General features: G+C 64.8%; 22 protein-coding genes and 3 riboswitches. Of the genes, 12 read left to right on the forward strand and 10 right to left on the reverse strand.

All coding sequences use genetic code 11. The features are described from left to right. The first annotated feature begins 61 nt into the window (after window positions 1–61). The 3 genes from QM712_RS23930 to QM712_RS23940 are packed head-to-tail and all read left to right on the forward strand — an operon-like array spanning window position 62 to window position 1,330. On the forward strand, window positions 62–361 hold the full coding sequence (locus tag QM712_RS23930) for a DUF1488 family protein (RefSeq protein ID WP_415025611.1): 300 nt from the start codon (window positions 62–64) through the stop codon (window positions 359–361). After that, entirely contained in the window at window positions 358–555 is a 198-nt protein-coding gene (locus QM712_RS23935; protein WP_415025612.1) for a CbtB domain-containing protein, read from the forward strand. The genes QM712_RS23930 and QM712_RS23935 overlap by 4 nt, the downstream gene beginning before the upstream one ends. 10 nt (window positions 556–565) lie before the next feature. Continuing rightward, on the forward strand, window positions 566–1,330 hold the full coding sequence (locus tag QM712_RS23940; protein ID WP_415025613.1) for a CbtA family protein: 765 nt from the start codon (window positions 566–568) through the stop codon (window positions 1,328–1,330). Here QM712_RS23940 and QM712_RS23945 read toward each other — a convergent pair. Both QM712_RS23945 and QM712_RS23950 read right to left on the reverse strand, forming a co-directional pair. Next, window positions 1,327–1,551 (reverse strand): hypothetical protein, encoded by a 225-nt coding sequence (locus QM712_RS23945; RefSeq protein ID WP_415025614.1) that lies wholly within the window; start codon window positions 1,549–1,551, stop codon window positions 1,327–1,329. The genes QM712_RS23940 and QM712_RS23945 overlap by 4 nt on opposite strands. Beyond that, window positions 1,551–1,994: a hypothetical protein gene (locus QM712_RS23950; RefSeq protein ID WP_415025615.1), complete on the reverse strand. Its 444-nt coding sequence runs from the start codon at window positions 1,992–1,994 to the stop codon at window positions 1,551–1,553. Before QM712_RS23950 ends, QM712_RS23945 begins: the two co-directional genes overlap by 1 nt. Before the next feature lie 84 nt (window positions 1,995–2,078). Here QM712_RS23950 and QM712_RS23955 point away from each other — a divergent pair, with 84 nt between their 5' ends. Then, on the forward strand, window positions 2,079–2,477 hold the full coding sequence (locus tag QM712_RS23955; protein WP_415025616.1) for a MerR family transcriptional regulator: 399 nt from the start codon (window positions 2,079–2,081) through the stop codon (window positions 2,475–2,477). 22 nt (window positions 2,478–2,499) lie between these two features. On the opposite strand, the gene QM712_RS23960 is transcribed toward QM712_RS23955, so the two are convergent. The 7 genes from QM712_RS23960 to QM712_RS23990 all read right to left on the reverse strand — a co-directional run bounded on the left by QM712_RS23960 (window position 2,500) and on the right by QM712_RS23990 (window position 10,629). Continuing rightward, entirely contained in the window at window positions 2,500–3,588 is a 1,089-nt protein-coding gene (locus tag QM712_RS23960; protein WP_415025617.1) for a Rieske 2Fe-2S domain-containing protein, read from the reverse strand. Then, window positions 3,585–3,788 (reverse strand): hypothetical protein, encoded by a 204-nt coding sequence (locus QM712_RS23965; RefSeq protein WP_415025618.1) that lies wholly within the window; start codon window positions 3,786–3,788, stop codon window positions 3,585–3,587. The genes QM712_RS23960 and QM712_RS23965 overlap by 4 nt, the downstream gene beginning before the upstream one ends. A 51-nt stretch (window positions 3,789–3,839) precedes the next feature. Then, window positions 3,840–6,170 (reverse strand): 5-methyltetrahydropteroyltriglutamate--homocysteine S-methyltransferase, encoded by a 2,331-nt coding sequence (gene metE / locus QM712_RS23970; RefSeq protein WP_415025619.1) that lies wholly within the window; start codon window positions 6,168–6,170, stop codon window positions 3,840–3,842. A gap of 102 nt (window positions 6,171–6,272) precedes the next feature. Then, window positions 6,273–6,496: riboswitch (cobalamin riboswitch) on the reverse strand. A gap of 32 nt (window positions 6,497–6,528) precedes the next feature. Continuing rightward, a complete protein-coding gene (prpB, locus tag QM712_RS23975; RefSeq protein ID WP_415025620.1) occupies window positions 6,529–7,452 on the reverse strand; it encodes a methylisocitrate lyase in 924 nt (307 codons plus the stop codon). Between the two features lie 10 nt (window positions 7,453–7,462). Then, entirely contained in the window at window positions 7,463–8,644 is a 1,182-nt protein-coding gene (prpC, locus tag QM712_RS23980) for a 2-methylcitrate synthase (RefSeq protein WP_415025621.1), read from the reverse strand. A 40-nt stretch (window positions 8,645–8,684) separates the two neighbouring features. Next, window positions 8,685–10,202, reverse strand: a complete 1,518-nt coding sequence (locus QM712_RS23985; RefSeq protein ID WP_415025622.1) for an MmgE/PrpD family protein — start codon at window positions 10,200–10,202, stop codon at window positions 8,685–8,687. A gap of 13 nt (window positions 10,203–10,215) precedes the next feature. Continuing rightward, the gene (locus QM712_RS23990) at window positions 10,216–10,629 is read right to left on the reverse strand and encodes an acyl-CoA thioesterase (protein WP_415025623.1); all 414 of its coding nucleotides are present in this window, start codon (window positions 10,627–10,629) and stop codon (window positions 10,216–10,218) included. A gap of 148 nt (window positions 10,630–10,777) precedes the next feature. Between QM712_RS23990 and QM712_RS23995 the strand changes: the two genes are divergently transcribed. Beyond that, on the forward strand, window positions 10,778–12,199 hold the full coding sequence (locus tag QM712_RS23995; RefSeq protein ID WP_415025624.1) for a short-chain fatty acyl-CoA regulator family protein: 1,422 nt from the start codon (window positions 10,778–10,780) through the stop codon (window positions 12,197–12,199). Window positions 12,200–12,262: 63 nt separating this feature from the next. Here QM712_RS23995 and QM712_RS24000 read toward each other — a convergent pair whose 3' ends face one another. Further along, window positions 12,263–12,685: a hotdog domain-containing protein gene (locus QM712_RS24000; RefSeq protein WP_415025625.1), complete on the reverse strand. Its 423-nt coding sequence runs from the start codon at window positions 12,683–12,685 to the stop codon at window positions 12,263–12,265. A 236-nt stretch (window positions 12,686–12,921) separates the two neighbouring features. On the opposite strand from QM712_RS24000, the gene QM712_RS24005 reads away from it, so the two are divergent. The 7 genes from QM712_RS24005 (at window position 12,922) to QM712_RS24035 (ending at window position 22,956) form a co-directional block, all read left to right on the forward strand. Further along, window positions 12,922–13,128 carry a hypothetical protein gene (locus QM712_RS24005; protein WP_415025626.1) on the forward strand — a complete coding sequence of 69 codons (207 nt, stop codon included), beginning with the start codon at window positions 12,922–12,924 and terminating at the stop codon, window positions 13,126–13,128. Between the two features lie 263 nt (window positions 13,129–13,391). Next, window positions 13,392–13,892 (forward strand): hypothetical protein, encoded by a 501-nt coding sequence (locus tag QM712_RS24010; protein ID WP_415025627.1) that lies wholly within the window; start codon window positions 13,392–13,394, stop codon window positions 13,890–13,892. A gap of 122 nt (window positions 13,893–14,014) precedes the next feature. Continuing rightward, window positions 14,015–14,209, forward strand: a riboswitch (cobalamin riboswitch). A gap of 111 nt (window positions 14,210–14,320) precedes the next feature. Then, entirely contained in the window at window positions 14,321–16,576 is a 2,256-nt protein-coding gene (locus QM712_RS24015) for a TonB-dependent receptor (RefSeq protein WP_415025628.1), read from the forward strand. A gap of 34 nt (window positions 16,577–16,610) precedes the next feature. Then, on the forward strand, window positions 16,611–17,621 hold the full coding sequence (locus QM712_RS24020) for a DUF6925 family protein (protein WP_415025629.1): 1,011 nt from the start codon (window positions 16,611–16,613) through the stop codon (window positions 17,619–17,621). Between the two features lie 57 nt (window positions 17,622–17,678). Then, window positions 17,679–18,260 carry a hypothetical protein gene (locus QM712_RS24025; RefSeq protein WP_415025630.1) on the forward strand — a complete coding sequence of 194 codons (582 nt, stop codon included), beginning with the start codon at window positions 17,679–17,681 and terminating at the stop codon, window positions 18,258–18,260. 283 nt (window positions 18,261–18,543) lie between these two features. Then, a riboswitch (cobalamin riboswitch) is annotated at window positions 18,544–18,764 on the forward strand. A gap of 120 nt (window positions 18,765–18,884) precedes the next feature. Next, window positions 18,885–21,788, forward strand: a complete 2,904-nt coding sequence (locus QM712_RS24030; RefSeq protein WP_415025631.1) for a ribonucleoside-diphosphate reductase subunit alpha — start codon at window positions 18,885–18,887, stop codon at window positions 21,786–21,788. A 10-nt stretch (window positions 21,789–21,798) separates the two neighbouring features. Next, window positions 21,799–22,956, forward strand: coding sequence for a ribonucleotide-diphosphate reductase subunit beta (locus QM712_RS24035; RefSeq protein ID WP_415025632.1), 1,158 nt, complete (start codon window positions 21,799–21,801; stop codon window positions 22,954–22,956). Window positions 22,957–23,038: the final 82 nt, after the last annotated feature.

Raw genomic sequence — 23,038 nt, forward strand, 5'->3', positions numbered from 1 at the left:
GCGCCCCGCGGGACTGTCACGCCCCGGCAGATGGCGTAGAATGCGAGGCGAGGGAGACGTCATGGCTTTCGACGAGGTCCACTGGCGTGCCGATATCGCGTCCGTGGTCTTTCCGGTCCGCGGACACGGCGCGATCTGCGCCGTACATCGAGGAGCGTTCCGGACGCTGCTCGGCGCGGAGCCATCGCCGGACGACTGCCTTGGCCATTTCCGGCGCCACGAGGATGTTTTTCGGGCGGCGGCTGATGCCAAGATCGCGCGCAAAGGCATCGCTGCGGGCACGAGCCTTCATCTTACCAGTCGCGATATCTCCCGGAAGCTGCTAGAAGGCGACCAAATTGCACGTGGAGAACGACCATGAGCCAGTCCCAGCTCACCAATGCCCAGGCTACGCACTTTCCGGTCGCCGCCGGGCAGGTGGGACGGCTTTCGCAGGCCCTGATGGCCATGGTGCTCGGCGTCTTCATCGTGGGTTTCGTCGGCTTCTCCCACATCGACGTCGTTCACAATGCGGCGCACGACGTGCGCCACTCGAACGCCTTCCCGTGCCACTGACCGGGGCGGCATGAGCACGTTTCGCTCGATCGTCTTCTCGTCCGTCATCGCCGGTTTCATCGTCGGTCTCATCGTCACCGCCGCCCAGCAGTTCGGTACCGTTCCCCTGATCCTGAAGGCGGAGGTCTTCGAGAAGGCTGCGGAGGGCCATCAGCATGAGGCCGCCGTGGCGCCGCAGGCGGCCGCCGCCGGGAACGAGCACGCGGGTCATGATCATGCCGGCCACGACCATGGCGACGAGGCCTGGGAGCCGCGGGACGGGCTCGAGCGCAACGTCTACACGGCTGCCGCGAATGTGCTGACCGCGATCGGCTTCGCGCTCCTTCTCGCCGGTTTCTTCGCTGTCCGCAGCGGTGCGACCGGTGCAAGCGTTTCCTGGCACGAAGGCCTGATATGGGGATTGGCGGGCTTTGCCGTGTTCACCGTTGCGCCCGGCCTTGGCTTGCCGCCGGAGCTGCCGGGCGTACCGGCTGCGCCGCTGCTGTCGCGGCAGATCTGGTGGCTGGCCGCGGTGCTCGCGACGGCCGCAGGTCTTGCCCTGATCGTCTTCCGGCGTTCGGTACCGGCTGCCGTCGCGGGGGTCGTCCTCCTGATCCTGCCGCACCTGATCGGTGCTCCGGAGCTGGAGCATGTCGAGACCAGCGTGCCGTCCTCGCTCTCGCACCAGTTCGTCGCCGCCGTCACCATGACGAGCCTGGTTTTCTGGAGCCTGCTCGGCACCGTGACAAGCGCGCTGTTCACGCGTCTCGATCACGGCGCGGATCTGCGGGCCTAGGTTCGGGCCGGCGTTGCGCCGGCCCATCGCCGCAGCGCCACGGCGGTCCAGACCGTCTCGACCAGCCCGAACGGCCAAGCCCCCTGGAGAAAACCATAGAGGGCGCTGAACGCGCAGGCCGCCGCGAAAGCCAGCACATAATGCGGGCCGCGCAGCTCCAGCGTGTAGAACAGGAGCATGGCGCTGACCGAGATCAGCCCATAGGCGGTCAGGGCATCCATCATTCCGCCGATGGCTTGTGCGATTTCTTGACGATCCCCAGCGCATGGAAAACGGCCGGTTCGAGCACAGGCCAAAGGGCCGCGGTCGTCGTCAGCACGCTTGCCGCGCACATCGCGACCAGCACCGACCGTCGCATCCGCAGGCCCGTTTTCCGCGACTGGTGAACGATCCAGGCCCAAGCGCAGATGACGACGGCGATCGAGATCTTCGTGATCAGGCCGTGCGCGTGGTCCAGCGTGGCGATCAGGCTTCCGGCCGTGGCGAGAACGACGGCCGGCAAGGTGAAGGGCAGCACGCAGCAAGCCGTGCAGGCCGCAGCCGCCACGGCGGTTGCCACCGCAGTTCCTGCGGCCTTGCCGCCGGGCGCTGCGGACTTCGACGCGCGGCCGCAGCCTGGCGAGGTCTCGGACGGAAGGTGGCAGGACGGTCCAATAACGCTCATGTGATTCTCCTCTTGCTTGTGCGTCATGGACCGGATCGGTACGCCCTCAAGCCACTTGAGGTTCAAGCGAAAAAGCGAGCTGCGATGAGAATCGGCACCCTTGCCAGAGAGGCCGGAGTTTCGGTCCCCACGATCCGCTATTACGAGAGCATCGGACTGCTGACATCGCCGCCGCGGCAGGGTGGTCAGCGGATCTACGGCGGCGAGGATCTCAGGGCGCTCGCCCTCGTCAGGCATTGCCGCGAGCTCGACTTCTCGATCGACGAGACACGCGAGATCGTCGGGTCGGTTCAGCGCCGCGCGCCCTGCAGCCAGACGAAGATTTTCGCCGAGAAGCATCTCGCGTCGATCCGAAAGAAGATCGACGAGCTGCGGTCTCTGGAGGCGACGGTGGCCTCGCTCGTCAGCGATTGCGGAACGATTTGCAGCGACAGCGCGGCGCCCGACTGCGTCATCCTGCAGCCCGGCTGTCGATCTGCGTAAGGCGCGCTTTCAGGCGGCGCGCTCAGGGGCCTGGATGGCGGCCTGCGGCGCCGTCTCGCATCGCGATGCCCTTTCTCGCCAGCAATGATCGGAGCTCGTGGATGGCCGGAAACACTTCCTGATTCCAGTCGCCGCCCTGCGCATCGTAGGCGGCCTGCTCCATCTCCACGATTTCGCGGTCCTCGGCGAACACACGGTCGGTGAATTTCGACAGGAACGGCCAGACGATTTCCAGGGCGCCGGGTATCCTCGGTCGCCGCACGGAGAGGACGATGAACGTCCGGTTCTTGCGCTGCTCGGCGTCGACCGGCGTATAGCCCAGCCACACATGCAGGACCGGCAACTCGCTCGACGTCCAGAGCCGCAATGTCTGGTGAGGATAATCCGTTCGGATCGTCATGAGGTCGCGCGGGGCGGAGGACGCAGAACGAAATCGTCCGACGATCATCGTCTCGCCGAACGGCGCCTTTTCCTCGGGCCGCCGGAAGCTGTAATCCAGCTCCATCCAGCCGTCGCCCGCACGCTTGCCGAGATAACGGGGACCCACCTTTCCGGTGGTCCGCCGGTGCAGGAACTGATGGTTCATGTCCATCAGGTTTTCATGCATGAACGTGTAGTGGCAGTTGACGGTCTGGCCGAAATGGCGGGTCTTGTAGCGAGGATCGGCTGCCGCACCCAACGACGCCGGCGGCGGCGGCGCAGGCGATTGTCCCGGCCACACCAGGACGACACCGTCGCGCTCGCAGCATGGATAGGATCGGACGCCATTCGGCAGCTTCTCCTTGCCGAGATAGGGGACGTCGACGCAGCGCCCCGACGCGTCATAGCTCCAGCCGTGGTAGCAGCAGTGCAGGCGGCAATCCCTGACGACGCCCTTGGAGAGCGGGACCTGTCGATGTGCGCAGCGGTCTTCCAGCGCGAACAGGTCGCCGGTCTGCGGACGGACGACGACGATGGGCTCGCCCGCGAAGGAGGACGCAAATGCTTTTCCCCGCCTGACCTCGCGCGACCACGCCACGGGGTACCAATGATCCGGGTGCGCGCCGATCTTCCTCAGATCAGCCGGCACCTGACTTGTGTCGGTGCCGGCGGCATTTCCGATCGGACTCACGGATGGGACATCCCCGACGTGCCGAGATGAACGGCGAGGATCTCCTCGGGAGTTTCCCGAACCTCGATCGTCTGAGCCCCGCTGCCGACGAACTCCAGGATCGTCTTCTCGCCGTCACGCCACATCCCGCCGACCAGCGAGAAGTTCACGTGGTAGGGACTACCACCGTGGAAGCGAGTGCATTTGATCCAGAAGCGCATCGGCAATCTCCTTGAGAGAACGAGCCTTCGACAATCGAGATCACACCATGATCAGGACGCCTTGCGCAATTCGCGCGCGGCCGCGACCATGTTGACGAGCGCCGGGCGGACTTCCTCCCATTTGCGCGTCTTCAGGCCGCAATCCGGATTGATCCAGAGCTGCGAGTCCGACAGCCGCTTCCGGGCCAGCGCGATGAGATCCCTCATTTCGCTGGTTTCCGGAACGCGCGGCGAGTGGATGTCGTAGACGCCGGGGCCGATGTCGTTGGGGTATTTGAAGCCCGTGAACGCATCGAGCAGCTCCATCTTCGAGCGGGACGTCTCGATCGAGATGACGTCGGCGTCCATCGCGGCGATCGCATCGATGATCGCATTGAACTCCGAATAGCACATGTGGGTGTGGATCTGCGTGGCGTCGGCAACGCCGGTCGAGCAGATGCGGAAGCTTTCCACGGCCCAGTCGAGATAGGTCTTCCACTCGGAATGACGCAGCGGCAGACCCTCGCGGAGCGCCGCCTCGTCGATCTGGATCATGGTCGCACCGGCCTTTTCGAGGTCGGCCACCTCGTCGCGGATCGCGAGCGCGATCTGCCGGCAGGCTTCGCTGCGCGGCAGGTCGTCGCGCACGAACGACCAGTTCAGGATCGTCACCGGACCGGTGAGCATCGCCTTCATCGGCTTCTTGGTCAGCGATTGCGAGTAGCGCCACCATTCGACCGTCATCGGCTTCGGCCGCGAGACGTCGCCGAACAGGATCGGCGGACGGACGTAGCGGGAGCCGTACGACTGCACCCAGCCGTATTGGGTGAACACGAAGCCGGAGAGCTGCTCACCGAAATACTGCACCATGTCGTTGCGCTCGAACTCGCCGTGGACGAGCACGTCGAGGCCGATCTCCTCCTGCCAGCGCACGGTGCGGGCGGTTTCCTCCTTGAGGAACTGCTCGTACTGGGCATCCGTCAGCTTGCCCTTGGCATGGGCGGCGCGGGCGTTGCGGACGTCGGCGGTCTGCGGGAACGAGCCGATCGTCGTCGTCGGGAAGGCCGGCAGGTCGAAACGCTTGCGCTGGACCTCGGCGCGGCTCGCGAACACGCTGGTACGGCGGCGCATGGCATCGTCGATCGCCGCCATCCGCTTGGCGACGGTCGCATCGTGGATTTTCGGGGACGTCTGCCGGGCCTTCGCCGCCTTGTCCGAGGCCGCGAGGGCGCCCGCCACGCTGGTGTCGCCGGCAAGCGCCTTCGCCAGCGTGGAAAGCTCGGCGACCTTCTGCACGGAGAAGGCAAGCCAGCTCTTCACATCCGGATCGAGACCGGTCTCGAGTTCCAGGTCGATCGGCGTATGCAGCAGCGAGCAGGACGGTGCGATCTGCACGCGGTTGTTGCCGAGCTTGGCGATGATCGGCTTGAGCCGTTCGACCAGGGCCGACAGGTTGGAGCGCCAGACGTTGCGGCCGTCGATCACGCCGAGCGAGATCACGAGGTCCGCGCGGGCGCCGGCTTCGATCTGGCTCAGCTGTTGCGGCGCGCGCACGAGATCGACGTGCAGTCCGGCGACGGGCAATGCCAGGGCGGTTGCCAGGTTGTCGCCGATCGCGCCGAAATAGGTCGCGAGCATGATCTTGACGCCGGGCACGTCCTTGGCGAACCGCGCATAGGCGCGCTGAAGCGCGTTGCGCTCGGTCTCGTTGAGGTCGAGTACCAGCGCCGGTTCGTCGATCTGGACCCATTCGGCGCCACGCTTGGCCAGTTCCTGGAGAACCTCGACATAGACGGGCAGGAGCCCATCGATCAGCGAGATCGGATCAAAGGCCGCATCTGCGCTCTTGCCGAGCTTGAGGAACGTGACCGGCCCCACCAGGACCGGACGGGTCTGATAGCCGAGCGCCTTTGCCTCGTCATACTCCTCGATCGGCTTGCCCGCGGACAGCTTGAAGGTCTGGCCCTTGTGGAATTCCGGCACCATGTAGTGGTAGTTCGTGTCGAACCACTTGGTCATCTCCTGCGCAGCCGCGCCGTGACCATGGTGGGCGTGACCGCAACTCGCGTCATGCTCCTCGCCCTGCGAGCCGCGGGCCATCGCGAAATACGTATTGAGCGAGACGGGGCCACCCTTCCAGCCATAGGCATCGGGAATTGCGCCGACCATCACACTGGTGTCGAGCACCTGGTCATAGAGCGAAAAGTCGTTGGACGGGATGATGGTCGCGCCAAGCGACTTCTGGCGTGCCCAGTTGGCGGCCCGCAATCCGGCCGCGGTTTCGAGAAGTTGTTGCTCGCTGATCTTGCCGGCCCAATAGCCCTCGAGCGCGAGCTTCAGCTCGCGGCGCGGACCGATACGCGGTGTGCCGAGTGTTGCGACAGGAAATGAGAGAGAAGACATAGCTTTAACCCCAGTGTTGGGGGCAAAAGGCCATGGCGGACGCAGGCAGGCCTGCCGCGCGTGCGGCAGCTGCTTGGCGTACCACCGGGACACCCCGCCCGTGGACGATTATGTTGTCGGGGCAGGTCTCCTGGCTCGCGGGTCATCGCCTGCATCCGGCCTTCCCGAAGCAAGAGCTTCAGTGACACGATTGGATGCGGGCTCACCGCTTACAGTTGCGGGGGCAGCGCCGGCATTGCGTCGATCCGAAAGGATCAAGGCGCACCGGCTTCCCTCTTAGCTCCGGGTCAAGCGGGACCCGGAGAACCTCGACGGCCCGGAATATCTGCAACAATGGGGCGGCGTCAACCTCCCGGTGTCAGCTCCGCTGCGGCATGCCCGCGGGAATGATGGTCTGCACGATGGACGAATCCAGTGCTTCATAGTCGTGCAGGCCGATCGTCGCGTAGAGTTCCGCACGCGTCTGCATCCGCTCGACGACCTTGTGTGTGCCGCCATCACGCGAAATTGCAGCATAAAGTTCTGCCTGCGCCTTGTTGGCCATTCGCAACGCGGAGACCGGCCAGATCACCATCGCGTATCCCATCGCCTCGAATTCGGCGGCCGTGAAGAACGGGGTCTTTCCGAATTCCGTCATGTTGGCGAGCAGGGGGACGCCGGGCATGCGCTGCGCAAAGGCGCGGAACATCTCCGCGGTGTTGAGCGCTTCGGGGAAGATCGCGTCGGCACCGGCCTCCATGTAGAGCTTCGCGCGGGCCACAGCGCCATCGAGGCCTTCGCTCGCGGCCGCGTCGGTCCGGGCAATGATGACGAGATTGCGACGAGCTTTTGACGCGGCCGCGACCTTGGCCGCCATGTCGTGCGCATCGGCCAGCCTCTTGTCGTTCAGATGACCGCACTTCTTCGGCAGGATCTGGTCTTCGAGGTGCAGTGCCGCCGCGCCCGCGTCCTCGAAGACGCGCGTCGCGTGCATCACATTCAGCGCTTCGCCATAGCCGGTGTCGGCATCGACGAGGAGCGGCAATCCGGACGCGCGGGCGATCTGGCGGATGAAGAAGGAAACCTCATCGACCGTGATGATGCCGAGATCTGGCAGACCCATCGATGCCGTCATGGCGGCGCCGGAGAGATACAGCGCCTCGAAGCCGGCGGCCTTGGCCTGGAGCGCCGCCATTCCGTTGTGTGCGCCCGGAAGCTTCAGGATGCCCGGACGCTTCAGGAGTTCACGGAAACGGAGACCGGCAGGTTCCTGGGGCAGGTCGGCGGCAACGAGATAGGGCATTCGTCATTCCTCAGGCGGCGCGGACCGACGCGCGCGATCCGCTGCGTTGCGCGAGCGGCACGAAGGTCAGGTTCTCCGGGCCGACATAGTTCGCCGACGGCCGGATGATCTTGTTGTCGATGCGCTGCTCGATGATGTGGGCAGCCCATCCCGATGTGCGTGAGATCACGAACAGCGGCGTGAACATCGCGGTCGGCACGCCCATCATATGATAGGAGACGGCGCTGAACCAATCGAGATTGGCGAACATCTTCTTGGTTTCGGCCATCACGGCCTCGATCCTGTCGGCGATCTCGAACATCTTCATCGACGCGGCCTCGCGTGAGAGACGGCGGGCGACTTCCTTGATCACCTTGTTGCGGGGATCAGCGATCGTATAGACGGGGTGCCCGAAGCCGATCACGACCTCCTTGGCCGCGACCCGGCGGCGGATGTCCGCATCGGCCTCGTCGACGTCGCCGTAGCGCTTCTGCACCTCGAAGGCGACCTCGTTGGCGCCACCGTGCTTCGGGCCGCGCAGCGCGCCGATCGCACCGGTGATGGCCGAATACATGTCCGCTCCCGTGCCGGCGATCGAGCGGGCGGTGAAGGTCGAGGCGTTGAATTCGTGCTCGGCATAGAGGTTGAGCGAGGTGTGCATGGCGCGGACATGGGAGTCCGAAGGCCTGCGGCCGTGCAGGATGTGCAGGAAGTGTCCGCCGATCGTGTCGTCGTCGGTCTCGACGTCGACGCGGCGGCCGTTCTGGGCGAAATGATGCCAGTAGAGCAGCATGGAGCCGAGCGAGGCCATCAGGCGATCGGCGATGTCGCGTGCGCCCGGGTGATTGTGATCGGAGGCTTCCGGCAGCACGCAGCCGAGCGTCGAGACGCCGCTGCGCATGACGTCCATCGGATGCGCGGCGGCGGGGAGGGCTTCGAGGGCCGTGCGGACCGCGTTGGGCAGGCCGCGAAGGCCCTTCAGCTTGGTCTTGTAGGCGGCGAGTTCGGCGGGTGTCGGCAGACTGCCGTGCACGAGGAGGTGAGCGATCTCCTCGAACTCGCAGGTTTCAGCGACATCGAGGATGTCATAGCCGCGATAGTGCAGATCATTGCCGGTGCGGCCGACGGTGCAGAGCGCGGTATTGCCCGCGACGATGCCGGACAAGGCGACCGACTTCTTGGGCGCCGGCTTCGAGGGAACGTCGTTCGTCATGATGCCTATCCCTTAATTCCTGAGTGTCGCGTTGCCGGCCTTATCTGGCCGACCAATCGAAGATGCCGGTCGATCCCTTCGCGCCGAGTTGCGACGGATCGACAGTGAAGGTGAGCCCGATGAGATCGCTGGCCTTCAGTTCCGGCAGGCGCTCGACCAGGCCGAGGAAACGGTCCTGCTCGGCCGGCGCGATGACACCGTCGGAGAGGCTCCGGAACTTGGCGACATATTGCGGGCGAGCGAACGGGCGCGCGCCGAGCGGATGGGCATCGGCCAGCGCGAGTTCGTCGCTGATGGTCGAGCCGCCCTTGAGCGTGACCACGACGCGGCCGCCGAACGCCTTCTGCTTGGGATCGTGGCTGTGATAGCGCTGCGTCCAGGCGGGATCTTCGACCGTGGAGATCTTGTGCCACAGCGCGACCGTCTCCGGCCGAGCCGCACGCTCGGGCGCGTAGGACTTCTGATGGTGCCAGCCGCCGTCTTCCAGCGCGACGGCGAAGATGTACATGATCGAGTGGTCGAGCGTCTCGCGGCTTGCCTTCGGGTCCATCTTCTGCGGGTCGTTGGCGCCGGTGCCGATCACGTAGTGGGTGTGATGGCTGGTGTGGATCACGATGCTCTCGACCTTGGAGAGATCGCCGATCTTCGGTCCCATGCGCCGCGCCAGGTCGATCAGGGCCTGGCTCTGGTATTCGGCGGAATGCTCCTTGGTGTACGTGTCCAAGATGGCTCGCTTCGGCTCGCCCTTCTCGGGCAGCGGCACGACGTACTGCGCTTTCGGGCCTGACAAGAGCCACGCGATAAAGCCGTCTTCGCCTTCCCACGCGGGCGAGGGAGCACCTTCGCCGCGCATGACGCGGTCGACCGCCTCGATCGCCATCTTGCCGGCGAAGGCGGGCGCATAGGCCTTCCAGCTCGAGATTTCGCCCTTGCGCGACTGGCGCGTCGTGGTGGTCACGTGCAGCGCCTGCTGCACCGCCTGATAGGTCGTCTCCGCCGGCAGGCCCAACGCAGTGCCGATGCCGGCTGCCGCGGAAGGTCCGAGATGGGCGATATGGTCGATCTTGTGCTCGTGCAGGCAGATGCCCTTCACCAGATTGACCTGGATCTCGTAGCCGGTCGCAAGGCCGCGGATCAGGGCCGCGCCGTCGAGACCGCAGTGCTGGGCCACCGCCAGGATCGGCGGAATGTTGTCGCCGGGATGTGAATAATCAGCGGCCAGGAAGGTGTCGTGGAAGTCGAGCTCGCGCACCGCAACGCCATTGGCCCAGGCGGCCCATTCCGGCGAAATGCGCTGCGATTGCGGCAGCCCGAACACTGTCGCACCTGGCTTGAAGGGATGCGCGCTCGCCTGCGCGCGCGCGCTCGCCACGGGCCGGCGCGCAACCGATGCCGCCGCAACGGCGGCATTGTCGATGATCCGGTTTCCGATCATCTCGATGACAGCCGGCTCGACGGCCACCGGATCGGAGGCGACCTCGGCGATCTTCCAGGCAAGCTGGTCGGCCCGCGCCAGATGCTCGGAGGATTTGTAGGTGCGGAGGTTGTGCGATTTCACGGCTGAATATCCCTTAGGCGTGGTTTGAAGAAGTCGGATTGACGGGCGTCGGCCTGCCGGCGGCGTCGACGGCGACCATCTCGAAGGAGCCTTGCATGGCGATCCGTCGAAAACCTGTGGCAAGCGTCTCGGCGACCACCTCGACGACGACCGTCATGGATGAGCGGCCGACCCGTTCGACGCGCGCGGTCAGTTCGACGAGTTCGCCGACGCGGACGGGCTCGTGGAATTGCACCTTGTCGGACGTGGCCATCACGACCGCGCAGCGGGCATGGCGTGTCGCGGCGACGAAGGCGGCCTTGCCCATCAGGCTCAAGGCATTGCCGCCGAAGAGCGTGCCATAGTGATGGGCCTGTTCAGGGAAAACAATCTCGACGAAACGCGTCGGTTCGTTTGGCCTGGCGGCTGTTTCGAGGGCGGCCTGCATGGCGCGATATCCGATGACCCTTGCAACTTGGTCTTGCTGTTCGCAATATCTGCAAGGCGAACAATCGCGTATAGTGCTGAAAAGGTGAAGCTTTGCGAAGCAAGGCCGGTGAATCTGCAAAGTTTGCAAAGTCTGAGTGGAGCGCTCGATGAAGAAGGCATTCATGGGTGTTCGCCTGAAGCGTCTGCGCGAGGAGCGCAGGCTGACGCAGCAGTCGCTCGCCTCGGCCATCGGAATCTCGCTGAGCTATCTCAACCAGCTCGAGAACAACCAGCGGCCGCTCACCATCGCCGTGCTGCTCAAGCTCAACGCCGCATTCGGCGTCGACGTCCAGCTGTTCTCGGAGGATGACGAGGCCCGGCTCGTCGCCGATCTGCGCGAGGCCCTCTCCGATCCGGAAGTCGGCGAGACCATTTCCGCCGCCGAACTCCGCGAACTCGCGATCAACATGCCCGGGCTGGGGAGGGCGCTGGTCAGCATCAATCGCCGTTACAGGCGAGCAATCGAGCAAAGCGCCGTGCTCGCGGCGCGCCTCGGGGAGGATCGGCAGGCGGAAACCGCGATCCTGCCGTCGACGGCCTACGAGGAGGTGCGCGATTTCTTCTATGCGCGCCATAACTACATCGCCGAACTCGATGAGGCCGCCGAGCGCCTTGCGGAGGAACTGGCGCCGTCGGCGGTGGTCACGCCGGCCGTTCTCGCGGAGTATCTCAGGGCCAGGTTCGGCGTCACGGTCGTGATTGGCGACGGCGCCGACGACGTTCATCGCCGCTACGACCTGCAGAACAGGACGCTGCATCTTTCGCGCAGGCTGGAACCCGGTCAGCGTGCCTTCCAGCTGGCGACGCAGATTGCGATGCTCGCTCTCGACCGGGAACTGGGTGCGCTCGTCGACGGTGCGGGATTTGCCAACCAGGAAACGCGCGGGCTCGCCCGCATCGGGCTCGCCAATTATTTCGCCGGCGCGCTGGTGATGCCCTATGGGAGGTTCCTCGCCGAAGCCAAGAAGCAGCGCTACGACATCGACATACTCGGCGAGGCGTTCGGCGTCGGTTTCGAAACGATCTGCCATCGCCTGAGCACGCTGCAGCGGCCATCCGCGCGCGGGGTGCCGTTCTTCTTCATCCGCGTCGATCGCGCCGGAAACATCTCGAAGCGGCAGTCGGCGACGGATTTTCATTTCTCCCGGATCGGCGGCACCTGTCCGCTGTGGAATGTCTACGAGGCGTTCGCTTCGCCAGGCCGGATCGTGACCCAGTTCGCGCGGATGCCCGATGATCGCGCCTATCTTTGGATCGCGCGGACGGTGTCCCACCGAAGCGGCGGATATGAATCGCTGAGCAAGACCTTTGCGGTCGCGCTGGGCTGCGACATCAGGCACGCTGGCGAACTGGTCTATTCGCGCGGCCTCGACATTCACGACCCGGCCTCGGCGGTTCCGATCGGCATGGGGTGCAAGGTCTGCGAACGCGCGGACTGTCCGCAGCGCGCTTTCCCTCCGGTCGGGCGTCCTCTGATGGTCGACGAGCGGCAGTCGCTTTTCGCGCCTTATGCGGCGTCGGTGCGCTGAGATCGTCAGGCGCGCCCCCGCGTCGCGTCGACGGGACCGCGACTGCGATGTCGCTCCGGCGGCTTAACCTGCTCGATCCTGCAATGGGCGCGAGAGCGTCGTGTCTTTGATTCGCGCGGGAAGTCCGTCGGCATCGACGGCGACGACCATGAAGCGGCCGGAGATGTAGGCGGCCTGTTCGTTCTCGCCGGCGCCGTCGGGTGCGAGCTCGACGATCACGGTCATCGACGACAATCCCTGAAACACGATCTGCGCGCGGACGTCCATGGTGCAACCGGCGGGGATCGTGCGGACGAATTCGATGGAATCGGCCTTCGCCATCGTGACTTCGCAACCTGAATGCCGGGCCGCGCAGGCGAGTGCCGCCTTGGCCATGGTGCGAAGCGCGGCAGCACCGTCGAGAATGCCGCGGTGATTGCCATGTTCCGCCGATGCGACCTCGCGGAAGCGCGTCTGGCCGTCTCCGGATGTGATCGTCGCCGTCATCTGCCCAGACCCCGATGATGTCAGGCCGGCGACACTACGCGCCTAAAAGCGAGGCAGTGAACCACTGAAGATGCGAAGTTTTTCGAAAGAAGTCTGCAAGGGCTGTAAAGTTTGCAAAGGTCTGCCGCAACAATAACTGCAGGAACTGTTCGAGCGGATTCATTATTGCCAAGATTGACGTGCAGATTGCAGATCGTGCAGTTCGCCATTCGCAAGCGATGGTCTCAGGAGGCAACATGGCAAGGCAATTCGGCCTGAAGAGCGTATCGTCCTCAACGGGAGCGTCGGAGGCGACCGCGACCAATAGACCGTCCGCTGCGGCTCAATGCCCGATGAAGGACGACGTGTCGCCGCATGCGCGGCATGCGTCGCAACCCAAGCCGCTCTACGCACCCGCGAGCTGGCGTGGGAACGTCGACCGGCGATCGATCTCGCTGAGCTGACTGTCGAAGGTCGGGACGACCTGATGCCGCACCCGTTCTTCGCGGCATCGGAGCGTTCCTGAGATTTCAATCGGCACCAGCGTCGGCGGAGTTCGTGTCGCTCCACGCGGGCTCACGCCCCGGAGCGGCGCTCGCATTGGCAATTGAAGCCGGATGTGCAAACGTGAGTCGTTCGCGCCGGCCATTTTTCGGCCGGTCCTTCCTGAACGGTTCAACCGCAGCGAGTTTTCTCGCGCCATGTGCGGCACACAAGTCTCGATCATATGAGCAAGGATCGGATTCGGTTTCTTCATCTGGAGACGGCCGGCGTCGCGGCACGCCTCGTCGGTTTCGCCCCATCGGATCATCTCACGGCGGGCAGCAGCCGGAAGGCAAGTCAGGCCATTCGGTTGGTCAAGTCGACCTTTCGCGATGAACTCAAATGCATCGTGAAGCAGGAAAGGTCGGGCATCGTGATCGAATGCCCGGAGGCCAGCGAATGCGCCATACTGGATCTGTGCATCGTCGTGGAGCGCAAGCTGGAGCGTTTGAAGAGCGAGCCGCTCACCGCCAGGATGGTCGAGGAAATCCTTGCAGTCTCCGGCGCCGAGCTTCGGCGCTGGTCGAAAGACGGTCGCATACCGACGAGCGGTCGAGCCTATTTCAGCCAGGGCAGGAAGCAGGTCGGGTTGTTTCTCTATTCACCCGACGTCATTCGCGGATTGTCGTCGCACGCCGATCAGATTGCCCGATGGCGAAGTCAGGATCGGCAGCCCGCGCATTGAAACCTGGACGACGCCGTGATGTCGCGATGAAGAGAGGGGCAGGGAGTGATGCGTTTCAATCACACTGCGCAATGAACCACCCGACGTCTTCACGAACTCGTTTGACGGGAGCGAACGCCAGCTCCTAAGGTTGTCGCGACGGTTCCCTTCGGGGACTAACAGGGAATGCGGTGCGGGAAACATCCTCACGCCGCAGCTGCCCCCGCAACTGTAAGCGGTGAATCTCGCGTCATATGCCACTGGTAACTCGGACCGGGAAGGCGATGCGGGGCGTAGATCCGCGAGCCAGGAGACCTGCCGTCAGCCGTGGTCACACGCGAAAGTGTCGGTCGGGGAGTACAGACATTGCTTCATCGGGGTCCTCCGGGGCGCCGCATGAGATCTCGTTCGCTGTGACGTGCCACTGACGTCATACCGAGGCCTTTCGCATGTCTCCCGTTTCTGCCGCTGTCCGGCGCCGCCGCGCGGTTCTGCTTGCGTCAACGTTCATCATTCCGGCGGCCTTTCTCGTCTCGAAGGCCGCTCGTGCCCAGCAAGCCGCACCCGCGCAGTTGCCGCCGATCGAGGTGACGGAACCGGACGACCAGAACCGCACGCGCGCGAAGGCGACCGGCGACAGCGATACGACGCGGCGGCGCGCGGCGCCGAACGTCGCGCCGAGCAACGCGCCGGGAGGGACCGGGCCTGGTTCGTCGGCCACGGGCAACGAAACCGTCGCGAGCAGCGGTGGCATTGTGGGGGCGGCTACGACCGTCATCACGGCTGCCGACATTGCGCATTCACCCCTGCAATCGCTCGCCGAGATCATCGCGGCGCAGACGCCGGGGGCGCAGATCACGACGCTCTATGGCGGGCCGGTCGCTGCCAAGACCACGGTCGACCTGCGTGGCTTCGGCGCTTTCGCCAGCGCCAACACCCTGGTGCTGATCAACGGCCGCCGGTTGAACGACATCGACATGGCACAGGTGGACCTCTCCACCATCCCGCTCAATTCGATCGAGCGCATCGAGATCACGCGCGGCAATTCCGGCGCCGTGCTCTACGGCGACAATGCGGTCGGCGGCGTGATCAACATCGTCACGAAGAACGGTGTGGGAGGGCCGCCGGTCACGGCGCGTGTCGAGGCCGGCTTCGGCTCGTTCAACACCAGGCTCGGCAATGTCTCGACCTCGATGAGCTCCGGCCCATGGTCGACCTCGTTCTATGGCAACGCCATCAAGACCGACGGCTATCGCGACAACAATCGCTACTTTCAGGAGAACGCCGTCGGCAATCTGAACTATTCGACGCCCGGCCTGTCCGCCTTCCTGACCGTGACTGGCGACAATCAGGAATTGAGGCTGCCGGGAGGCCGGACCGTCGATCCCTCCCTCGGCCTCAATGAGCTCTCCACTGATCGAAGCGGGACCAGCACTCCGTTCAACTACGCCAATCAGCAGGGCTACAGCGCGACGGCGGGCTTCACCAAGACACTCGTCAACGGCGTCGATCTCATCGTCGATGGCGGCGTTCGCAACAAGAAGCAGCAGAGTGCGTTCTTCTCGAGCCCGACGCCGGTCCCGGGTCTCTACTCGTCCACTTACGTCGACGCCGATCTGACGACGTGGTCGATCACGCCGCGGCTCAGCGTGAAGAGCCTCATGTTCGGACTACCGTCGCAATTGCTGACCGGCATCGACTATTACGACGCGGGCTATCAGCAGAATCGCGGCGCGGGGCAGGGGCTTGCTCCCTGGCACAATTACGACCTCAGGCAGCAAACGGTCGCCGGTTATTTCCAGCACACCCTGGGCGTGGCGCCCGCGACCGACGTCTCCTACGGCGCGCGGGTGCAGAACGTCAGCCTGTCCGCGCGAGACAATTTCGATCCCACGGCGCCCTTCAATACTGACATCGGCGCACTGCCGCTCAACAGCAACGAGACGCAGTATGCGCTCCATCTCGGTCTCGAGCATCGCCTCAACGATGTCTTCACGTTGTTCGGCCGCGGTGCGCGAGCGTTCCGGACGCCCGATGTCGACGAACGTGTGTCCTCGGGGCCGTCATTCGACGCCGACTTCAATCCGGTCCCGCAGACGTTCCAGCTCAAGACCCAGACGTCGCAGGACGTCGAGGGCGGCCTGCGCATCAAGGCGGGTGGCTTGCAGATGCAGAGCAGTCTCTACCTGATGGACCTCACCAACGAGATCCATTTCAGTCCCGTGCTGTTCTACAACGTCAACCTGGATCCGACGCGTCGCTACGGCTCCGAGACCAGCCTGTCCTATCGCGTCAACGACTCCCTGCTGCTGCGCTCCGGCATGGCGGTCACGCGGGCCATCTTCCGCGAGGGCATCTGGGCCGGCAACGACGTGCCGCTGGTGTCGCGCTACATGGCGAATGTGGGCCTGACCTGGAACATCTGGCAGAACTACGTCGTGCTCGACGCCACTGCCCGCTTCTGGAGCGAGCGGCGGATGGACAACGACCAGGCCGGCACGCAGAAGCCGATCCCGGCCAACGGCACCATCGACCTCCAGCTCAGCGGCCAGTACGAGCGTTACTTCTGGTCGCTCAGCGTCAACAACGTGCTGAACGCGCTTTATTACGACTATGCGGTCGCCAGCACCTTCACGGACGGTCGCTTCGCCGCCTATCCGCTGCCCGGCCGCACTTATCTCCTCAAGGCGGGTGCCACGTTCTAGGATGGCCGGCAGTCGATGAGGTGAGGGATCCCGAATGACGGCAGGCGATGATGTCATGGACTTCCTCGCCGGCCAGCTCGCCGACACCGGGACCGGCTGGAGCGTCGGCACGTTCGGTGCGATCGCGGAGTTCACGCGCGATGCCGGCGAAGACGCCGACCGGGCGACGGAAGGCCATGGGATCAGCGTGGTCACGAGCAGGGGCGGGATACGCATCACGCCCCACCCGCAGCTTCGTCCGATCGCCTCGGAATCGCCGACCACCGGGAGCTGGAACCATCGTGTCGCGCTCTGCCTGCCGCAAGATTCCTGCGCGATGAGCCGACGCACGGTGTTGGCGGAAGTCGGGCCGGATCGCGCCGCGTTACGCGATCGGGATCGTGACGGCATTCTGTTCGATCTCGGCCTCGGCACGCTTCAGATCGATGTCTGCATCCGGATTGCTGACGCGGATGCCGTGGCCGACCTCAGACGCTGCACCGGCAAGTCGGTGTTCGCGGCCGGCAGCGATGCCATGGCGATCATCCTCGCGGCCAATCCGCCGCGCGTCTTCTTGAGCCGGGTCGGCCGTGCCGAGGTGTTCCAGCCCATCCCGCCACCGGGCGGTCGAAGCCCGGACGGGCCGCACACCCATCTCCTGCCGAAGCTGCTTGGTCACGGTCGCACCCATGCGGCGACCGAGCCGCTGCCGGAAGGATGGATTCCCTGCGCGCATCTTTATCCAGCCCATCCGCTGCGCGACCAGCTCGCTCGCAAGCACGCATTCCGGCCGGAGCTTCACGCTGCCTTCCAGGCTTTGCTCGAACGCTACGGCCAGCCTGAGCAGGTGGCGCTCAAGCGCGGCATCGTCGAGGCTGTCACGACGGGGCGAGGCCCGAGCGCGGTTCCGCTTCCGCAGGACCGTGTCGCCCGGGCCACCGTCCGCGTCGCCCTGCGGCAGCTGGTCGCCGCGGACCGGACGTCCGCCGCGCTCGGAGAATGGCTGGTGGCGTACGATCGGCGCGATCCGGCTGATTCCGAAGACCCGATGGATGCCCTGCACTGATCCGGCCGAGCTGGTTCGCCCGTGCAGATGTGCTAGAATTCCGGCAAGGAGATCAAAATGGCTCTCAATATCCTGCCGTCCCATGCCGACGGTTTCCGCCTTCATCCGGTCGAGCCGCGCCACGCCGCCATGTTCGGCTTCGCGCTGCTGACCGTGTCCTGTGCGCTCGCCAGCTTCGCGCTGGCCTGTGCCACGCCGTTTGCGGCATTCGCCGTCGTCTCGGCCGCGATGCTGCCGCAGCGTCCGGCGCTGCTGGTGGTGACGGGGGCCTGGCTCGTCAACCAGACCATCGGATTCGGCGCGCTGCATTATCCGATTGATGCCAACACCATCGCCTGGGGATTCGCGATCGGCGCTGCGGCGCTCGCTGCGACCGCGGTATCGGGCGCCGTTCTCCGCGCATTGCCGGCCGGTCGTACGCCGATCGTCCTCGCCTTGGCCCTGATGTGCGGTTACGCGGCCTATGAGCTCGTGCTCTTTGCCGTGACACCGTTCCTGGGGGGAGCAGGGGCTTTCACCATGGCGATCATTGCCCGGATCGGGGGCCTTAACGTCGTCTGGCTCGCCGGTCTCGTCGCCGCCTGCGAGATCGTCCGCCTGCTCAATCCGTTTGGTCGCGGACGCACGATCTCGACCTGAACCAAAAATACCGTGGACGGCGCAATGTCGCCTCAGTGGCCCCGTGGACGGAGCCGCTGAGCGCGGCTCTGCGTGGGGCACGAGGCGAATCCCGGGCTCCGCGGGCGCAGTCTGGCGTCTCCACATGATTCGATCACGTCCGGGACGATCCCCGTAACGGAACCGATTGCGCGTCTCTCCCGAATCGCGAGATGTCGGTGGATGGGCCTGTGATATTCCCGCATTCCACAAAGAAAAACCTTCCGCTGCGGTAATCGATCATTGACACTTTGCCCCGAATATCACCACATATGGGTGTCACGGTTCCATTGAATCGCAAGATTTAGTGGCTAAGAGGGAAGCCGGTGAACCGCGCCGTTTGGCGTGGAATTCCGGCGCTGCCCCCGCAACTGTCAGCAGCGAGCTGCTTCCGTATAGCCGTCACTGGTGCCTTCAGCGCCGGGAAGACGGGAAGCGAGCGACGACCTGCGAGCCAGGAGACCTGCCGTGACGACCTGAACGTCCACGGGCGGGGTGTCCCGGCGGTCGCTTGCATGGTCCGACCCGGCATTTTCATGCCGGCGGTCTGCGGCGTCCTCCCTCAAGCTCCCGCTCAAACACAACGCGCGCATCTTGGGGCCATTGATGTCACTGAACCTGCACGACGCGGAGGCTGCCTCCGCTCCCATTATCCAGTTGCGTCCACATTCACTCGCACCCGCTTCCAGCGAGCTCGCCATGCAGATCATCCGCCGTAACGGAAAAGTTTCGCCGTTCGATTCGGCCAAGATCGCGGTGGCCATGACGAAGGCGTTCCTCGCGGTCGAAGGGACGAGCGCAGTCGCCTCGCGCCGGGTGCATGAGAGCGTCGAGCAACTGACGGCCGAAGTCGTGACGGCGCTGATGCGGCGCGCGGGCGAGGGGCGTACCTTCCATATCGAGGACGTGCAGGACCAGGTCGAACTGGCCCTGATGCGGAGCGAGCATCACAAGGTCGCGCGCGCCTATGTGCTGTATCGCGAGGAGCGGTCGCGTCAGCGGGCGGAAGAGGCGGCGGCCGAAGCCGCGCCCGCGGCCACGCCGGCGCTTCACGTCACGCTGGCCGATGGCTCGCGCGTCGGTCTCGACGTCAAGCGGCTCGAGCTGATCATCGCCGAAGCCTGTGCCGGCCTCGACGGCGCCTCATCCGCCCCCGTGCTCGCCGAGACCACCCGCAATCTCTATGACGGCATCAGCCAGGACGAACTCGCGCTGGCCTCGATCATGGCCGCCCGCACGCTGGTCGAGCAGGAGCCGAACTACGCCTATGTCAGCGCGCGTCTGCTGCTGGACAAGCTGCGCGGCGAGGTGCTCTCGCACGTGCATGGCGTGGCGACGTCCGCCTCGCAGGCCGACATGTCGACCCGCTACGGCGAATATTTCCCGGCCTACGTCAAGGTCGGCATCGCCGCCGAATTGCTCGATCCCGAGCTGGCGCGCTTCGACCTCGTCCGGATCGCCGCGGCGCTGAAGCCGGAGCGCGATCTGAACTTCCAGTTCCTCGGTCTCCAGACGCTCTACGACCGCTATTTCCTGCACGAGCACGGCAAGCGCATCGAGCTGCCGCAGGCGTTCTTCATGCGCGTCGCGATGGGGCTTGCGCTGCGCGAGATCGATCGCGAAGCCAAGGCGATCGAGTTCTACGATCTCTTGTCCTCGTTCGACTTCATGGCCTCGACCCCGACGCTGTTCAATTCGGGCACCCTGCGTCCGCAATTGTCGTCGTGCTTCCTCACGACGGTCTCGGACGACCTCGACGGCATCTTCAAGTCGATCAAGGACAACGCGCTGCTCGCCAAATACTCCGGCGGCCTCGGCAACGACTGGACGCCGGTGCGTGGTCTCGGCGCGCACATCAAGGGGACCAATGGCGAAAGCCAGGGCATCATCCCGTTCCTGAAAGTGGCCAACGACACCGCGATCGCCGTCAACCAGGGCGGCAAGCGCAAGGGCGCGGTCTGCGCCTATCTCGAGACCTGGCACGTCGACATGGAGGAGTTCCTCGACCTCCGCAAGAACACCGGCGACGACCGCCGCCGCACCCACGACATGAACACCGCGAACTGGGTGCCGGACCTGTTCATGCAGCGCGTCGACACCGACAGCGAGTGGACACTGTTCTCGCCGGACGAGACGCCCGACCTGCACGACCTCTACGGGCCGGCGTTCAAGGCGGCGTATGAAGCCTATGAGGCCAAGGCCAAGGCCGGCGGCATGCGCGTGTTCAAGACCGTGCGCGCGACCGACCTCTGGCGCCGCATGCTGACCATGCTGTTCGAGACCGGCCATCCCTGGATCACCTTCAAGGACCCCTGCAACCTGCGCTCGCCGCAGCGCCACATGGGCGTGATCCATTCGTCGAACCTCTGCACCGAGATCACGCTGAACACCTCGACCGACGAGGTCGCGGTCTGCAATCTGGGTTCGGTGAACATGCTGAGCCATGTCGGGCCGGGCGGCATCGACCAGGCCAAGCTGAAGCGGACCGTGACGACCGCGGTACGGATGCTCGACAACGTCATCGACATCAACTTCTACACCATCCCGGAAGCACGCCGCTCCAACATGCGGCACCGTCCCGTCGGCCTCGGCCTGATGGGATTCCAGGAGGCGCTTCAGGTCCAGCGCATCCCGATCGCGTCCGAGGCGGCGGTGGCGTTCGCCGACATCAGCATGGAAGCGATCTCCTACCATGCCATCGAAGCGTCGTCCGATCTTGCCGCCGAGCGCGGCCGCTATCCGAGCTTCGAGGGCTCGCTCTGGTCGAAGGGCATCCTGCCGCTCGACTCGATCCAGCTCCTCGCCGACTCGCGCGGCGGGCTCGACGCCGACCGCTCGTCCACCCAGGATTGGGATCGCCTGCGCAAGAAGGTCGTATCCTCGGGAATGCGCAACTCGAACGTGATGGCGATCGCGCCGACCGCGACGATCTCCAACATCTGCGGCGTCTCGCAGTCGATCGAGCCGAACTACCAGAACCTGTTCGTCAAATCGAACATGTCCGGCGACTTCACCGTCGTGAACGAGTTCCTCGTGCGCGATCTGAAGGCGAGAGGGCTCTGGGACGAAGTGATGGTCTCCGACCTCAAATATTTCGACGGCAGCGTCGGCCAGATCGACCGCGTGCCTGACGATCTGAAGGCGCTCTACGCAACCGCCTTCGAGATCGACAGCGCCTGGCTGATCGAGGCTGCCGCACGCCGGCAGAAGTGGATCGACCAGTCGCAGTCGCTCAACCTCTACATCGCCAATCCCTCCGGCAAGAAGCTCGATACGCTCTATCGGCTCGCCTGGCGGCGCGGATTGAAGACCACCTACTACCTGCGTTCGCGCAGCGCCACGCATGTCGAGAAGTCGACGCTGAAGGGCACCGACGGCAAGCTCAACGCGGTCTCGGCGTCGGTCGCGGCATCGCATGCCCCGATCTTGATCCCGACCGCCGCGGCGCCGGATCTCGACGGGATCAAGGCCTGCCGGATCGACGATCCCGAATGCGAAGCGTGCCAGTGAGGAAATGACGATGCTTGATTGGTCCGACACTGAAACGACGACAGCGGCCGCTCCGGCCGCGTCGACCCTCGCCACGGCGCTGCGTCCGCAGACCCAGCTGAAGCTCGAACCTGTCGACCCGACCGGCCTCGGCACGATCGATCGTGCCGGCGGCCGCGTCTCGGTCGACGAGAAGCGGATGATCAACTGCCGCGCCGACGTCAACCAGCTGCTGCCGCTGAAGTACAAATGGGCCTGGGAGAAATATCTCTCCGGCTGCAACAATCACTGGATGCCGACCGAAGTCTCGATGCAGGCCGACATCGCCCTGTGGAAGTCGCGCGACGGTCTGACGGACGACGAGCGCCGCGCGATCAAGCGGAATCTCGGCTTCTTCGCAGCGTCGGAGTCGCTCGTCGCCAACAACATCGTGCTGGCGATCTATCGGCACCTGACCAATCCGGAATGCCGGCAATATCTGCTGCGGCAGGCGTTCGAGGAGGCGGTGCACACCCATACCTTCCAGTACATCGTGGAAAGCCTCGGCCTCGACGAGGGCGAGCTGTTCAACATGTACCGCGAGGTGCCGTCGATCACCGACAAGGCGGCGTGGGCTCTCAAGCACACCCAGCACCTCGATGACCCGTCGTTCCAGACGGGCACGCCCGACAGCGACCGCGCTTTCCTGCGGGATCTCGTGGCCTTCTACGTCGTGTTCGAGGGCATGTGGTTCTACACCGGCTTTGCGCAGATCCTCTCGCTCGGCCGGCGCAACAAGATGGTCGGCATCGCCGAGCAGTATCAGTACATCCTGCGCGACGAGAGCATCCACCTGAACTTCGGTATCGACGTGATCAACCAGATCAAGATCGAGAATCCGCATCTGTGGACGGCCGAGTTTCAGGACGAGATTCGCGGCATGATCCGTGACGCGGCCGAGCTCGAAGCGGCCTACGGACGGGACACGATGCCGCGAGGCTTCCTCGGCCTCAACGCGGCGCTGTGCGAGCAGTACATGCACTTCATCGCAAACCGGCGCTGCGCGCAGATCGGCCTCGCGCCCGTCTTCGCCGACGTCGAGAACCCGTTCCCGTGGATGTCGGAGGCGATGGATCTGAAGAAGGAGAAGAACTTCTTCGAGACTCGCGTCATCGAATACCAGAACGGCGGTGCGCTCAGCTGGGACTGATCGCGCGGCGAACGAAATCGTTGAATTGGAATGCACGGCGATGGCCATCGCCGTGCATTTCTCTTTTTTGCGGCAGCGTGAC

This window comes from Bradyrhizobium sp. (assembly GCF_047605465.1).
In the GTDB taxonomy this organism is placed as follows: domain Bacteria; phylum Pseudomonadota; class Alphaproteobacteria; order Rhizobiales; family Xanthobacteraceae; genus Bradyrhizobium.